We start from the raw sequence: 15,261 nt of genomic DNA, 5'->3' as shown, positions 1-15,261 counted from the left end.
AATTAGCTACATCCAAACTGCATTGGGACTTTGCTAAGTGCATGACTGAGGCGAAGAAGTTTCAGATGCTTCAGCTTACCGAGCGATCGCTTAAACCCAAAGCCAATATTTTTGACTTTGCCAGTTCCTCTATTCCCATAGTTCCCCATCAGTTTGACCAGATGGCATCGCTCATTCGCGACTATCTCAAATCGGAATATCAAGTCACCCTAATTTCGGCTCAACCTTTGCGAGTGGCAACTTTGCTCAAGGAGTATGACTGCATTGCTAATTTTGTCAGTAATCCTGATGATTTACAGTCAATTGCACGAATTCAGAAAGCTGGTAAACCCATCATTTTAAAGTATTCGGGACTGATGGAGATGCAAGGCTTTGTTTTGCCTTGTTGCAAGATGGCGCTCTTGACCGATCGCGAATTATTTGGACAGCAATTACTAGCATCGCCAACCTTTGTGCATCCCTCACGGATGAATACAGCTAAATCAGTTAATCCTGACGAGCTAAATGTGGGCGATTATGTCGTGCATCGTAAATATGGGATTGGTAAGTTTACGCGCTTTGAAACCATTGAAGTGAAAGGAGAAAAGCAACCGCATTACATCGTTGAGTTTGCTGATGGTAAAACTGCGGTGGCGATCGCGCAGGAAAATGAGAAGATTCTCTCCCGCTATCGCAGTGCTTCTAATAAGCCGCCCAAGTTAAATAGCATCGCCAATACAAAGGTTTGGGATAACGCACTGAACAAGTGTCAAAAGGAAATTTACAAGTTAGCAAGGGATTTACTACAACTCTATGTCCGCCGTGCTAATTTAGTCGGCTATGCTTTTCCAACCGATACCGATTGGCAACAGGAGATGGAAGATTCTTTTCCCTATCAACTCACACCCGATCAGGTCAAGGCTGTTCAGGATGTGAAGCAAGATATGGAAAGCGATCGCCCAATGGATCGGCTGGTTTGCGGTGATGTCGGCTTTGGTAAAACAGAGGTGGCGGTAAGGGCAATTTTTAAGGCGGTTTGTGCGGGTAAACAAGTGGCTCTGTTAGCTCCGACGACGATTCTGGCGCAACAGCATTTTCATACGCTCCAAACTCGTTTTACGGCTTATCCCTTCACTGTGGAGATCGTGAATCGGTTTCGCCCTGCGAAGGAGCGCAAGCAGGTTTTACAAGAGGTTGCGGATGGGAAAGTTCACATCATTGTCGGTACGCATCAACTTTTATCTAAGGATGTTGAGTTTCACGATCTGGGTTTGCTAGTAATTGATGAGGAACAACGCTTTGGCACGGTGCAGAAAGAGAAAATCAAGGCGATGAAGGGGGATGTAGATTTGTTGACTTTGAGTGCTACGCCGATTCCGCGTACTCTCTATGCGGCGCTTTCTGGGGTGCGGGAAATGAGTGTGATTGCGACTCCTCCTCCCTCAAGGCGATCGATTCAAACCCATTTGTCTGCCTATGATGCGTCACTGGTGAAAACGGCGATTCGTCATGAGTTAGATCGTGGTGGTCAGGTATTTTATGTTGTGCCGCGCATTGAGGGGATTGAGGCGATCGCTGTTTCTTTGAAAGCAATGTTACCGAATGTGAGATTAGCGATCGCGCATGGACAGATGCAGGAATCGGAGTTAGAGTCGGCGATGGTTGCTTTTAATAACAATGATGCGGATATTCTCCTCTGTACGACGATTATTGAGTCAGGTTTGGATATTCCCCGTGTGAATACGATTTTGATTGAGGATGCTCATAAGTTGGGTTTGGCGCAACTTTATCAATTGCGTGGTCGCGTTGGTCGGGCTGGGATTCAGGCTCATGCTTATTTACTGTATCCGCCTAACCTTGAGTTGACGGATGCGGCGAAGAGGAGATTGGATGCAATTCAGGAATTTAGTCAGCTTGGTTCGGGATATCAACTGGCGATGCGCGATATGGAGATTCGTGGGTTGGGGGATCTCTTGGGTGAGGAGCAGTCGGGTCAGGCGGATGTGATTGGCTTTGCGCTGTACATGGATTTGCTTCAAGAATATATTAATGAGTTGCGGGGGAAGATTTTGCCTGAAGTTGCGGATACTGAGCTTCAGTTGCCGCGTTTGGTTGCCTTTATTCCTGATAGTTATATCGAAGATAAGGAGACGAAGATTAATGCTTATTTGACTTTGGCGAAGGTGAAGTCAAAGGAAGAGATTCTCAAGTTGGCTGCGGTTTGGGAGGGGTTGTATGGGGCTTTGCCTGAAGAAACTCAGGTATTGCTCAGGGTGATGGAATTGAAGCTGGTGGCGCGGAAGGTTGGGGTGTTTCGCATTTATGCGTCAGAGGATGGGCGCGATCTGTTTCTGGACTCGAAGCTGACGGATTCGCTTTGGGAGTTGCTTCACGCAAAGATCCCGATTGAGTTCTATTATCGTTTCTCTTTTGAGAAGGGGAGAATTAAGATCACGAGTCTGGCTCTCCTGCCTGGGGATAAGCAAGTACATTTCTTGATTGAGTGGTTGGGCTGTTTTTTGAAGTGAGCTTTGGGCGATCGCTACAACATTACGCTCTAATCTTAATTTTTTTGATATGTGGCTTATAGGTAAGCTATATTTGGTTTGTGCCACCTAATCAACCAATAATCTAGCCACTGCAAGCATTCACATGGATAACGAGCTTTACAAGATTTTTGAGAAGACTTACTTCAATCATAAGTATTATTTGAAGGAGTTTAAGGGGGCAGGGGCTTTTGGTGCGGTGTTTTTGGCGGATGAGGTGGTGGGTGGTACAAAGATTCAGGAGGTGGCGATTAAGGCGATTCGGAAAGATAAGATGCCTTCGGATATTATTGCTAAGGAGTTAGTGACGGCGATTAGGTTGAAGCATCCTAATTTGATTAATTGCATCACTTCTGAGGAGGGACGGTTAAAGCATTCGGTGTTTGATTATGACTGTTTTGGGCTGGTGATGGAGGTTGCGAGTGGAACGCTAGAGGATTATTTGCAAGCATCGCGGGTTTTACCAGCTATTGAGGTGAAGGAGATTGTTGAGGCGATCGCTTCGGGGCTTGTTTATTTGCATGGTCAGTCGGTAACGCATCGGGATCTGAAACCTGCGAATGTGTTGCGGGTGGGGAATGTTTGGAAGATTTCAGATTTTGGAATTGCACGGCAGATGGGGCGAGAAAGTGGCACGATGACAACTAGCCTTACGGGTACACCAATTTATATGCCACCAGAGGTTTATGCTGCTTCCTCAGAAGCTTCACCGATGAGGGTTTCTCCTGCTTGGGATATCTGGTCTTTGGGTGTGATGATTGTGGAGATGCTGACGGGGACGTTGCCGTTTGATGGGGTGACGGATATTTGGAAAATGAAGATCAACATTAAGAGAGAACTGCCTAAGCCTTTTGATGCGCTCGTTCAGAATTGTTTGATTGAAGATCCTAAACAGCGATGGAATGCGAAGCAAATATTAGAGAAAAACACTAAAGTTACAGTTAAAGTTAAAGATGTAGACTTTTATTTTGATAGCGCTTTGGAAAAGAATAATAAAGGCGATTACAATGGAGCAATTTCTGATTACAACAAAGTTATTCATCTCGATTCTAAAAATGCTGTAGCTTATTGCAATCGCGGTTTAGCAAAATCTGAGTTAGGAGATAATCAAGAAGCAATATCTGACTATAACAAAGCCATTAATCTTGATCCTGAGCTTGCAATTGCCTACAACAATCGCGGTCTAGCTAAAGCTAATTTAGGAGATAATCAAGAAGCAATATCTGACTGTAATAAAGCTATTAATCTTGATCCTGAGCTTGCAATTGCCTACTGTAATCGTAGTGCAGCGAGACTTGGGTTAGGAGAATATCAAGAAATGATATCTGACTGTAATAAAGCTATTAGTCTCAATCCTAATCTTGCAATTGCCTACAACAATCGCGGTCTAGCTAAAGCTAATTTAGGAAATAAGAAACAAGCAATATATGACTATAACAAAGCTATTAGTCTTAATCCCAATCTAGCCTACGCTTATTATAATCGTAGTGCAATGAGACTTGAGTTAGGAGATAAAAAAGGGGCTATATCTGATCTTAGTAAAGCTATTGAGCTTGATCCCCAAGATTCCAATAATTACAATAATCGAGGAATAATAAAGTATGAATTAGAAGATAAACGAGGTGCTATATCTGATTACAATGAAGCTATTCGGCTTAATCCTAACAATTCTGATGCTTACTATAATCGGGGTTTGATTAAACAGGAAAAATTCGACAAAAAAGGAGCATTAGCAGATCTTCGTGAAGCGTCTAGAATATATAAATTGCAAGGAAACACAATAAGGCTTAAAAATACACGCGATTACATTCGGGCAATTGAATAAACTTAATTAATAATGTTATTTGCAATATTACATAAAGGGATAGATGATGTTTACCAAACTTTCTAAAGATGAAATTGAAATTCTCTATTGGGCTTTTGATAAGAATAAAAAGTTTACAGAATTATATGAAAACAAACCTGAATTAATGACATATATTTGGCGTGCTTATGCCGATATACTTGTCAGCTTAAAAGATTTATCCATTCATGGCATACAAGAAAAACTTGCTGATATCGGTTCTGAAAGTAAGTTGCTACCAACACTTTCTGAACTTAAAGTAGCCAAACAATTAGCAGAAAAATCTTTTGAAGTAGAGTTATTACGAGATAAAGATGGGAGATTTCATAGCCCACCAGATTTATGTGTAAGTCGTGGAGGCTTAACGTTACTGGTTGAAGTCGCCAATATGTCAAGAGACGAATCCCAACTTTTGCTACACCGAAAATTAGATTCTCTAGTCATAGAACTGGATTTTGTTGTATCTATTTCCTTTACCCACTCTCAAGACCTATCTAAAATTGCTTTAAAAGGAGATGAACGGTCAAAGCAAGAAGAATTATTTAACAAGTTTGCAGAAGAATTGCACCAACGTCTAGAATCTATTAACCGAAATCAATTACCTTATGAGTTTGCCATAGATGACTCAAAAATCTCTGTAAAACACGCAAAATCAGGAATAGGAAGAATTGATAATATTTCTTGGATAAAAGTTCCTCATAATGATTATATAGAACACATTCAACAAACAATTTTAAAAAAAGCATCTAAGCGTAAATCGTTTGAGTATGAGTTCCTAAAGCAACCATTTCTAGTTTTCTTAGATACACAAGATCCAGAAATATATGAGAAAATGTTCTCTGCGATGTACGGTTCTCTGGTTTTATCAGATTGGATAGAACCCAACGAAATTACTTCACAGCAACAATTCTCCTACCCTAAATGTGTTATAAATCAATTACAAGGAAACCAAAAGGAATTGCTTCTTAAACTTGGTTTTGATTCTCAGAGGCGTTCGTATATTGATAAATGCGGATATTTTGTGACAGAAGAAAGTGTGAGAAAGAATGTTACTGGAGTTGTCACAATGTTTAATGACGAGTTAGAGTGTTTTCCAAATCCATTTTGTGATGAACTAATCCATTTACCTAATCTTCCTGAATATCTTGATATTCCACTTACATCTTTTGCAGTCGGTGGAACATAGTAATATATCTAAATATTTGACTAAAACCCCCAACTTTTGCAAAACTGTGGGACTGGTTGAGATCGCTACATTTATCCATCCTTATGGCTTATGCCTGACAACATCGACTACCTCCAAGGCATCATCGAACGACTAACCTTTCACTCCGAAGAGACAGGCTATACCGTAGCGCGGCTAAAAGTACCCAAAGCTCAAGACTTAATCACCGTCGTCGGTAACTTTGCCAATATCCAAGCGGGACAGACCCTTGCCCTAGAAGGCACATGGCGATCGCATCCTAAATTTGGCGACCAATTCCAAGTCACTCAATACCGTGAAACTAAACCCGCCACAATTACAGGAATTGAGAAATATCTTGGCAGTGGTCTAATTAAAGGCGTGGGACCGGTCACCGCTAAACGCATCGTCACTCATTTTGGCTTAGATACCCTTGACATCATTGAAAATGAGATTGACCGCCTGATAGAAGTTCCTGGCATTGCCAAGAAACGGGTGAAGATGATCAAAACTGCTTGGGAAACACAAAAAGCGATTAAGGAGGTCATGGTATTTCTGCAAGGACATGGAGTATCCACTACCTATGCAGTCAAAATATTCAAGCATTATGGTAACGATTCCATTCAGATAGTTTCCGAAAATCCCTATCAACTGGCGACGGATATCTATGGCATTGGTTTCTTTACTGCCGACCAGATCGCTCGGAATATTGGCATTGAAGTTAGTTCTGAGTTTCGCAGCATAGCGGGAATCTTTCATTGTTTAGGGGAAGCTGCTGAAGATGGGCATTGCTATTTACCGCGCCCAGAACTAGAAGAGAAAGCCATCAAACTGCTTGCTCTCGAAGACTATCAACCAGATCCTGAAATCATTTCTAAGATTGTTCTCCATCTCTCTATCAACGATCGCTTAGTGATGCAAGGCTTAGAAGGAGAGTTCATCTGCTATAAACCGACTTACTTCCACACCGAACAAAATCTTGCCGAACGGGTTTATCAATTATTACAACACAAACATCATCCAGACCCTGAACGAGTCAATGCTTGGATCGATCGCTACACCACCCAAAGAAATATCCAACTCTCGCCCAAACAACGCGAAGCTGTGGAGATGGCGGCAAATTCGTCGGTGCTTATTCTCACAGGTGGGCCGGGGACAGGTAAAACTACCACCACCCGCACGATTGTCGCACTCTGGAAAGCGATGGGTAAGGAAATTGCTCTTGCTTCACCGACGGGTCGGGCGGCTCAACGATTACAGGAAGTCACGGGCTGTGAGGCGAAGACAATTCACCGTTTTCTAGAGTTTGACCCAAAATCAATGGGCTTTAAACGCAATCAGGAATATCCTCTGACGGCTCAGGCGATCGGTATTGATGAAGCATCGATGTTGGATCTGTTTCTTGCTTTTTCTCTAGTTAAGGCGATTCCCTTGGGCGCTCAATTACTTCTTGTCGGCGATACCGATCAACTTCCCAGTGTGGGCGCGGGCAATGTTCTCAAAGATTTAATTGATTCTCAGCAAGTCCCTGTGATTACGCTCACTGAGGTATTTCGTCAAGCTCAGGCAAGTCAAATTATCCAGAATGCTCACCGTATCAATACGGGTAAGTTTCCGCAGATGGAAAAAGTCTCTAATCAACCCCAATCCGATTGCCTCTGGCTGGAAATGCCGAATGCTGAAGCGGGTCAGCAGGGGATTTGTGACATTATTACGGAGTTGTTACCCAGTCTGGGCTTTGACCCTCAGCAGGATATGCAGGTTCTCTGTCCGATGACCAGAGGTGATGTCGGTACGCGCAATCTCAATGTTGTGCTTCAACAGTTGCTCAATCCTCCTGATGCGATTAAGCCCGAAATTAAGTATGGGAATACGATCTTCCGCTTGGGCGATCGCATTATGCAGCAGGTGAATGACTATAACCGTGAGGTTTTTAATGGTGACATTGGTACGATTACGGGTGTCGATTTGGAGGAACGGGAAGTCACGGTTGTATTTGGCGATCGGCAAGTGGTCTATGATTATGCCGATCTTAATGAGATTGCTCTTGCTAGAGCAACGACGATCCATAAAGCTCAGGGCAGTGAGTATCCTGTGGTGATCATGCCTCTGTTTATGCAGCATTTTATGATGCTCTCTCGTAATCTTTTCTACACTGGTTTAACTCGTGCGCGAAAGCTTGCCATTATCGTTGGGGAGTCGAAGGCGATCGGGCTGGCGGTCAAACAAGTTAGCGATCGGCAGAGATATACTTATCTGGCGAAACGGTTAGCAAAGTTTGCCGATCCTCAATCTTAAGTTATGACTAGACCTCTTGCAGAACTGAAAATTAATCCAGAGCAGAGAAAGTTTTAGAAGCAACAAGAGCGACTTCAAAGTTATAAATGGCAGCAATCAAATTACAACGCAAACCAAAACGACGACGACGATTACGATAAGGTAAAGAGAGAATCTTAAAAATCTTCAAGCGACGATTAACATGCTCAATCGCAATACGTTGACGTGCAAGTTGGCGATTAAAACGCTTATCCTCCTTGGATAATGAGCCATTTTGAGGCTTTTTGATAGGAATTTGCGAGTTAGGATGCAACTTTTGTAAGCCTTGATAACCCTTGTCTGCCAAACCTTGTGTCTGTGCGTGAAAATGAACTCCACTTGCCTTGAATAATGAGAAATCATGCTGCTTGCCCTTACCGTAAGAGGTACAAACTATCTTGAAATTAGTCAGATCGACCACCAATTGGGCTTTGAGGGCATGATGCTTTTTCTTACCGCTATAAAAATGTTTCTGGTGATATTTAGGGCGCTCAACCTTTGTCTCAGTTACATCAATGGCAATTATGGCTGGAGCCTTCTCCTGCCATAATGACTTTTTTCCTGCTAACCGAAACTTTTTCGATTTAATTAAGACATTTTCTACTTTTTTGACGATGCGGCAAATCGTCGATTCTGACACTTCCCAGTCGCTAGCAATATGAAAATAGGTGCGATATTCACGCCAATACTGCAAAGTAACCAATATTTGGTCTTCTAGACTTAGCTTTGGTTCTACACCGCCTTGTCCTTTGCTTTGGGCTGCTTGTTGCATTAGTTCCGTCATTTGAGCAAATGTTTCTCTTCTTACTCCAAATAACCGTTTAAATTCTGTCGCTGATAGATTTTGACTGGCTTCGTATTTCATCGCTTAATTTGAGTTCTGATAAAAAGCTTATAAATCTAACATGTTTTTGGTTCTGCAAGAGGTCTACTCTAGGGAGCTTTTCAGACTTGTGGAACACAAAACTTTGCGCTAACCGTTTTACACTATTGGTAAACCTAGCTAGAACTGATTTTATGTCATCCAATAGTTCAACTATGCTATCTACGATCTCGAATGGAGCTTTACGACGAGTACATCACATTGCTTTGAATGTGCGGGATATGCAGGTCTCTTGTGATTTTTATGGCAGTATTTTGGGACTGCATCAACTCATTGGTGAAGAGGTTCCCAGTACTCTAATCGATTTAGTAGCAGCAGGCAAAGTAGCTAATTTTAGAACTCCCGATGGCACAGTTCTCGATTTGTTTTGGGAACCAGAACTTACTCCGCCCGATCTCGATCCGCAGAGGCAATTTACACGAGCTAATCATCTAGCCTTTGATATTGCTCCTGAATTGTTTGAGCAAGCGGTGGCAGTATTGCGATCGCATCAAGTCCAAATTGAGGGTGAGCCTGTTACTCGTCCTACTGGTAGAGGTGTTTATTTTTATGACCCTGATGGATTTCTCATTGAAATACGCTGCGATCCTAGCTAAGTTTAGTGTCAATAAATTTCTGCCAAGTCTCGTTGGGTTGCCAGATTTTATGTAAATCCGCGATCGCATTTTCATGGTCACACTTGAGATGCAATCGGCGATAGAGATAGACAAAGATGGCAACTCGCATATTCTTGGCGCAATGGACAAAGATTTTTTGCCGTTGGCGTTGTTCCATTGCTTGCAAAAACTGATCTAGATCTGCCATTGTCGGACTTTCCCAATTCACTGGAATGGCAATATATTCCATACCCAACGATTGCACTAGTTGTGCTTCATTGGTGATCGCCCCTTCAGAAGTCGGTAAAGCCAGATTAATCACTGTCTCATAATCAGCGTCAGCGATCGCTCGGAACTGCTTGATGGTTGGCTGTCCTGCTGTCGCTAGTTTGTCTGAGATTTGCAGGAAGTTAAGTATTTCTGATAGGCGATCGCTATTTTGGCTCATAAACAACTTAGTTCCCATTTCTGTCTTGGCTGAGAAAAATAGATACAGAACCAAAAATATGATTCCTCCCAAAAGTTGTAGCCAACCATAATTCATGACATTTGCGGTCAATGCTCTTTTGCTAACGATTGACAGTTTACCAGTTTCTCAGATTTGCTAATTTCAAACCTCAATCAGCAATGCTTTGTTTTCTGGGCATGGCAGGCAAGTGCGATCGCTCTACAAAACTTGACAGTTGATTAAAACAGAATTTTAGCTAATAACCACTATTTGAGTTTTCAGAAAATTTACACCTTTTACCAGTTAGGCTTAAAATGCTAACCTAATACCAGTTTTGCAAATTAAGATCTAGGCAAATCTAGTTATGACTATGCTTTACAAAATCCCATTATTATTAACTCCACATCCTGAAGGGGGTTTTACGGTGACTTTTTGCCAGAGTTAGTTACTGAGGGTGAATCTATTGATGAGATTTTAGTCAATGTGCGCGATGCGTTTGAGGCTATTCGTGAACTTTATGATGATCTAGAGAAAAAACTACCTCATTTGAAATTGATAACTTGGGTAGCAGCTTAAAGCGGGACACTTTGATCTGGGTTTTACCTAGTGAAAATGTCTGTAAGACTCACTCTGTCGGACAAAAGCTAAAACCCTTTCAGGGCAAGCTGTCCCGCCTTAAGTTGATACCCGATAGTTTTACCGGCGACGATTAAGTATTTAGGGATTGAGAGGTCTGATTTTGAAGATGTGTAGCGATATAGACTCAATCATCAATATCTGATTGCTAAAAATTGCGAAATAGACTTAGCATAGGAAAGTACTAGATTTATCTATGGATATAATTTTTCATCGCTATGTCAAAATTCGACTTCTTAAGAATTAGCTGGGCAAGTATTTATGAATCTGCTAGTAAAGCGGAAATGTATATTGAGTCAGATCCAGAAGCTTCTTGTATTAATGCTAGAAAAGCATTAGAAGGAATGGTTAAATGGATATACAAAAATGAAGATAATCTAAGACTTGGATCGTTAGTCACCTTTAAAAATGAAGATAATTTAAAGCTTGGATTGTTAATTGCCTGTAAAGATTTTCAAAACTTTATTGGTCAGGAAAATGTAGGGAAAGCTGAAATTATTAAGGATAGGGGCAATAAAGCAAGCCATCACTCTAGCTCATTCAATTGGAAAAAAATTAATTCATCGGATGCCAGATATGTTGTAGGACTCTTGTACTCATTAGCTTTCTGGTTCGTAAAGCAGTATAGTTATTATCAAATCCTCGATCATGGCAATTCTTTCGAGAATAATATCTATTTAAACAATGAAATTGCAGAAGATAACCAGATCACAGTAAATACCTCAAGCTTCTCAAAGCGACTTGATAGCCTCCGAATCGAAAGACCATTTCCACAAAAGATGTCTCATTCAAATGAATTAGCAACTAAACCGCTACGAGCATCTGTACCCCCTTCAATTCTGCTTCCTAATACTGTTGGAATATCAAATTTATCAGAACAAGCACAGCCACCTGTAAGTGCTTTATACTATGGATTCAGAGGAGATTCAAAGGCTAAATCAGGTGATTATGAAGGAGCTATTGCAGCGTATACTGAAGCCATTCAAATTGTTGATAGCAATGAATTTGAAAATTATTATTACTATGGTGGTCGAGGAGATGCAAAGGCTAAATTAGGTGATTATGAAGGAGCGATATTAGACTATACTGATGCTATTTGTGTTAGACCTAAAGATGACAGATATTATGGAAGTCGAGGGGATGCAAAAGCTAAATTAAGAGATTATAAAGGAGCAATAGCAGATTACACTGAAGCAATTCGCCTTGATTCTAAGTTTAAGTTGGACAAATATTACGATAGTCGAGGAGATGCAAAAACTGAATTAGGTGACTACGAAGGAGCGATTACAGATTATACCGAAGCCATTAGGATTGCTCCTGAGTGGAGTTGGTACTATTGGTCTAGAGGGAACGCGAAATTCAAGTTAGGAGATCATGGAGGAGCGATCACAGATTATACAGAAGCTATCCGTGTTGATCCTAAATTTGATAAAGGTTATTACTCTAGAGGACAAGTAAAAGCTAAATTAGCAGATTACGAAGGAGCAATTGCAGATTACTCAGAAGCTATCCGTATTGATCCTGAATTTAATGGAAGTTATTACTGTAGAGGCAATATAAAATTTGAATTAGGAAATTACAAGGAAGCTATTACAGATTACATTGAGGCTATTTGTATTGAACCTAAATTTGCTTGGAGCTATTACTGTAGAGGGAACGCAAAATCTAAATTAGGAAATTACAAGGAAGCTATTACAGATTACATTGAGGCTATTCGTATTGAACCTAAATTTGATGATTTTTATAGCAGTCGAGGAGATGCAAAAGCTGAATTAGGAAATTATGAGGAAGCAATAGCAGACTATGATCAAGCTATTTCCATAAAGATTGAGAACGATTGGTACTACTACAAACGGGGTGTAATCAAATCTGAGTTAGGGCAGTATGAAGAGGCAATCATAGATTACACTGAGGCTGTTCGCATTGATCCTCACTATAGCGAATATTATGGTAGGCGGGCAGATGCAATGGCTAAACTAAAAAATTATGAAGCTGCACTAATTGATTACGATAGGGCGATTAATGAAGGAGCTTTTTTTGAGACTGGATCTGTCAGATACTATCTTTGTCGTGCATCTGTAAAAGCTGCAATGGGAGATTATCAAGAAGCTATATTAGATTGCTGTAATGCGATTCAGTGGAAGCCAAATTATGCTCTCGCTTACAATGAGCGTGGGAGATTAAAATTAAGCTTGGGTGACATGGATGGGGCAATTAGTGATATTGAGCAAGCCATCATCATAGCTCCAAACAATGGTAATTACTATAAATCTTTGGGTGATGTTAAAAAAACTTTAGAAGACAATGAGGCTGCTATTTTCAACTATAGCAAAGCGATAGAAGTCAAGCTAGATTGTTATGAAGCCTACTTTAATCGTGGATTGATTAAAAAATCGCAAGGAGATAGATTGGGAGCGCTATCTGATTATAGCAAAGCGATAGAAATCAAACCAGACTTTGCTGAAGCTTATTACTATCGCGGGTTAACCCAAAAATCTTTAGGAGATAAAGAAATGGAGCTATCCGACTACAGTAGAGCTATTGAATTGAAAAGTAATTATGCTGATGCCTATTATAGTCGGGCGTTCTCTTTAAAAAATACAGATGCCAAGAAAGCCTTGTACGACTTTCAACAAGCATCTCAATTGTATAAAAATCAGGGAAATACTAAAGCTTATCGGGATTCGGTAAATCAGATTAAAAAATTAAATAGATAAATGAGCGTTCATGTGAGATAATTAAGATATAAATTGCTTTTTTAGTGTTTATATTGCCAGAATGCTATACGATATTTTCTTGGGATTTTTGCTATTGTCTGTCTTTCTCAATTTCATTAACGGAAAGATTCCATCCTTATTTAGAGATTTATCAGGGCAAACTAAATTAGCTTTATACAGTTCGATTATTATTTGTATGCCATCTCTTTTCAGTATTACTTTTAGTGGATCGGGTAACAGATCAACAACATTAGTTACTTCTATATTTACAGCAGCAATTACTCTTATGGTTCGCGAGCTATTTGTATGGTGGAAAGAGCGGACGGATATACGAGAGGAGCTTTTTAACGAGTTGTACGGAAACTATCGCGCTCTCGAATCCTTGGTTAATTTTTATCTGTCATTTCAAAGTCAACATTCAGTAGTCATTACTTATTCGTCGAATGATATCAAGCAAAGATGGACAGATCAAGTTTTTAAAAGCCACTTTGGAAAACTACAATCAAAGAATGTATATAACCAAGAAATAATTGACGAGATTAGAGGTATTTACGAAGATATGAATATGGCTATTGCTGGAATTGATAGCAACGATCCTCAATGGAATATGGATTTTGTGGTTAGAACTTTTCTAAATGCGAAAAGTCTGGGAACTCTGCCTCTCATTAAAAATTTGCTGATCCATTTAGATGAGAGTAAAGCGTATCAATTTCTTCAAACTGAAAATATCTAATCATCAATCTATTTCTAATTTTCTTGCAAAGAGAACCTTTGAAAATTCTCCTCAAATTTAAATCAAAACTTCCATTCTAAAACTCGAATGTTCCGCGACTTTCTGGCAACAATACGCAAAACTGCGGTTAAGGAGCAGGAGGTGGCGATTAGTCAGGCGATCGCAAATATCATCAAAAACAAACAGCATCAGGAATCCCAAGGTTATTGGCGGGCGATTAGCTTGCCCTTCATGTTTCTGTGCGGGGATGCTGATGATTGGCTTAGCATCGGGTCTGGTTTCGGGCTTGGCGATCGCTAAAGTAGTGTCTCCTCAAGCTAGTCTAAATCCCCAGACTACAAAGGATTTGGACTGGTTAGCTAGTGATGATGGCAAACTAGCAAAGAATCTCGTGGACTGGAATCGCGACATTTTGAAGACCTGTCTGCAAGACCAGCAAAACCTTAAGGATGCTTTGATTATTCTCAATGGTAAGTACGTTACTAGAGGGTTGTGCGCTCTTTGGGTATTGCCTGAAAACCAGAGGGGCTATGAAGATCGGCGTTGATTTTATTACCCCGATCATTAATCGAAAAACACTATAGCCAATGAATTGGTTGTAGTGTTTTTTTTAATCAACTAAAAGTCCTCTCTAAAAATAAGTTTATTCTCAATAATGTAAGGTTGAAGCCCTTGATTTATCGTTGCTACTGTCAATAATATAGAGATACCCTAAATGTTAGTGCCCTCTCTGGGTATGGTGCTGAAATCCAGAGGGTATATGAAGATCAGCGTTAATTTTGTTACGCCCATCATTAATCAAAAAAAACACTATAGCCAATAAATTGATTAATTTATTCTTGAAAACCAGTAACATTTATCTTAAAAATTAGTCATAGCGTAGGTTACTTAACCTTTGTATTTGAAATTAGCAGATCTAATGCATGTCCTGTTGCTTGCATATTTTCGGCTGGGATGATGGCTTGCTGCTTATTTTTTTTGGGTTTCGGCTGCCTTGGTTTCATCTGGTTGCGATCGCTGTTCTCAATCCTGCCTCGCTTCCTGATTTCATATCCATGTCTAATTAATACAGCTCGAACCGTGGAATCGCTCAGTCCAAAGACTGCGCCCACTTCGTCTAGGCTCATCGGTTTGCTATATAGCTCCCAATATTTCTGGGCGATCGCTTGTTCTTCTTTGAATGCGGCGGCTTTTTCTCTGCGGGCTACTTCGGAAATATCGATCCCTGCTTGGACAATTACCCGTTCTATGGTCTTACCTGACAGGTCAAATAGCTTACCCACTTCCTCAAAGTCTAACCCGCCTTCATTTACCAGTTGCCAATATTCTTTGGCACGGTTGTAGTTTTTGAGGCGCTTGAGCTTTTGGTTATCTTCACGTC

The 15,261-nt window shown here is 40.6% G+C and carries 13 protein-coding genes; 10 read left to right on the top strand and 3 right to left on the bottom strand.

Going from position 1 to position 15,261, the window contains the following annotated elements:
- The 4 genes from mfd to VB775_RS15130 form a co-directional block, all read left to right on the top strand.
- Nucleotides 1-2,507 (top strand): transcription-repair coupling factor (gene mfd / locus VB775_RS15145; protein ID WP_323216850.1); only part of this gene is annotated, 2,507 nt, incomplete at its 5' end.
- Between the two features lie 124 nt (nucleotides 2,508-2,631).
- Nucleotides 2,632-4,350 (top strand): protein kinase domain-containing protein, encoded by a 1,719-nt coding sequence (locus VB775_RS15140; protein ID WP_323216849.1) that lies wholly within the window; start codon nucleotides 2,632-2,634, stop codon nucleotides 4,348-4,350.
- 46 nt (nucleotides 4,351-4,396) lie between these two features.
- Nucleotides 4,397-5,554, top strand: a complete 1,158-nt coding sequence (locus tag VB775_RS15135; protein WP_281009821.1) for a hypothetical protein — start codon at nucleotides 4,397-4,399, stop codon at nucleotides 5,552-5,554.
- 90 nt (nucleotides 5,555-5,644) lie between these two features.
- On the top strand, nucleotides 5,645-7,849 hold the full coding sequence (locus VB775_RS15130) for an ATP-dependent RecD-like DNA helicase (RefSeq protein ID WP_281009822.1): 2,205 nt from the start codon (nucleotides 5,645-5,647) through the stop codon (nucleotides 7,847-7,849).
- 31 nt (nucleotides 7,850-7,880) lie between these two features.
- On the opposite strand, the gene VB775_RS15125 is transcribed toward VB775_RS15130, so the two are convergent.
- Nucleotides 7,881-8,732 carry an IS5 family transposase gene (locus VB775_RS15125; RefSeq protein WP_281009823.1) on the bottom strand — a complete coding sequence of 284 codons (852 nt, stop codon included), beginning with the start codon at nucleotides 8,730-8,732 and terminating at the stop codon, nucleotides 7,881-7,883.
- Nucleotides 8,733-8,905: 173 nt separating this feature from the next.
- Here VB775_RS15125 and VB775_RS15120 point away from each other — a divergent pair, with 173 nt between their 5' ends.
- The gene (locus VB775_RS15120; RefSeq protein ID WP_323216848.1) at nucleotides 8,906-9,346 is read left to right on the top strand and encodes a VOC family protein; all 441 of its coding nucleotides are present in this window, start codon (nucleotides 8,906-8,908) and stop codon (nucleotides 9,344-9,346) included.
- On the opposite strand, the gene VB775_RS15115 is transcribed toward VB775_RS15120, so the two are convergent.
- A complete protein-coding gene (locus VB775_RS15115) occupies nucleotides 9,339-9,905 on the bottom strand; it encodes a protein tyrosine phosphatase family protein (RefSeq protein WP_323216847.1) in 567 nt (188 codons plus the stop codon). The genes VB775_RS15120 and VB775_RS15115 overlap by 8 nt on opposite strands.
- A 321-nt stretch (nucleotides 9,906-10,226) precedes the next feature.
- Between VB775_RS15115 and VB775_RS15110 the strand changes: the two genes are divergently transcribed.
- The 5 genes from VB775_RS15110 (at nucleotide 10,227) to VB775_RS15090 (ending at nucleotide 14,427) form a co-directional block, all read left to right on the top strand.
- Nucleotides 10,227-10,370: a hypothetical protein gene (locus VB775_RS15110; RefSeq protein WP_323216846.1), complete on the top strand. Its 144-nt coding sequence runs from the start codon at nucleotides 10,227-10,229 to the stop codon at nucleotides 10,368-10,370.
- 278 nt (nucleotides 10,371-10,648) lie between these two features.
- On the top strand, nucleotides 10,649-13,147 hold the full coding sequence (locus tag VB775_RS15105) for a tetratricopeptide repeat protein (protein ID WP_281009825.1): 2,499 nt from the start codon (nucleotides 10,649-10,651) through the stop codon (nucleotides 13,145-13,147).
- A gap of 286 nt (nucleotides 13,148-13,433) precedes the next feature.
- A complete protein-coding gene (locus tag VB775_RS15100; RefSeq protein WP_281009826.1) occupies nucleotides 13,434-13,880 on the top strand; it encodes a hypothetical protein in 447 nt (148 codons plus the stop codon).
- A gap of 87 nt (nucleotides 13,881-13,967) precedes the next feature.
- Entirely contained in the window at nucleotides 13,968-14,180 is a 213-nt protein-coding gene (locus VB775_RS15095) for a hypothetical protein (RefSeq protein ID WP_281009827.1), read from the top strand.
- Nucleotides 14,134-14,427: a DUF6753 family protein gene (locus tag VB775_RS15090; RefSeq protein ID WP_281009828.1), complete on the top strand. Its 294-nt coding sequence runs from the start codon at nucleotides 14,134-14,136 to the stop codon at nucleotides 14,425-14,427. Before VB775_RS15095 ends, VB775_RS15090 begins: the two co-directional genes overlap by 47 nt.
- Before the next feature lie 337 nt (nucleotides 14,428-14,764).
- On the opposite strand, the gene VB775_RS15085 is transcribed toward VB775_RS15090, so the two are convergent.
- The coding region (locus VB775_RS15085) for a hypothetical protein (RefSeq protein WP_323216845.1) at nucleotides 14,765-15,261 on the bottom strand (497 nt) is incomplete at its 5' end.

It is taken from the genome of Pseudanabaena sp. CCNP1317, from assembly GCF_034931345.1.
In the GTDB taxonomy this organism is placed as follows: Bacteria; Cyanobacteriota; Cyanobacteriia; order Pseudanabaenales; family Pseudanabaenaceae; genus Pseudanabaena; species Pseudanabaena galeata.
Note: the sequence above shows the minus strand (reverse complement) of the source record. Positions and strands in the feature narration are given on the sequence as shown.

Excerpts from the sequence above, each read along its gene's own strand:
- VB775_RS15095 (WP_281009827.1), top strand. The coding sequence starts at position 13,968 with ATGTTCCGCGACTTTCTGGCAACAATACGCAAAACTGCGGTTAAGGAG.
- VB775_RS15135 (WP_281009821.1), top strand. The coding sequence starts at position 4,397 with ATGTTTACCAAACTTTCTAAAGATGAAATTGAAATTCTCTATTGGGCT.
- VB775_RS15120 (WP_323216848.1), top strand. The coding sequence starts at position 8,906 with ATGCTATCTACGATCTCGAATGGAGCTTTACGACGAGTACATCACATT.
- VB775_RS15100 (WP_281009826.1), top strand. The coding sequence starts at position 13,434 with ATGGTTCGCGAGCTATTTGTATGGTGGAAAGAGCGGACGGATATACGA.
- VB775_RS15130 (WP_281009822.1), top strand. The coding sequence starts at position 5,645 with ATGCCTGACAACATCGACTACCTCCAAGGCATCATCGAACGACTAACC.
- VB775_RS15140 (WP_323216849.1), top strand. The coding sequence starts at position 2,632 with ATGGATAACGAGCTTTACAAGATTTTTGAGAAGACTTACTTCAATCAT.
- VB775_RS15125 (WP_281009823.1), bottom strand. The coding sequence starts at position 8,732 with ATGAAATACGAAGCCAGTCAAAATCTATCAGCGACAGAATTTAAACGG.
- VB775_RS15090 (WP_281009828.1), top strand. The coding sequence starts at position 14,134 with ATGATTGGCTTAGCATCGGGTCTGGTTTCGGGCTTGGCGATCGCTAAA.
- VB775_RS15105 (WP_281009825.1), top strand. The coding sequence starts at position 10,649 with ATGTCAAAATTCGACTTCTTAAGAATTAGCTGGGCAAGTATTTATGAA.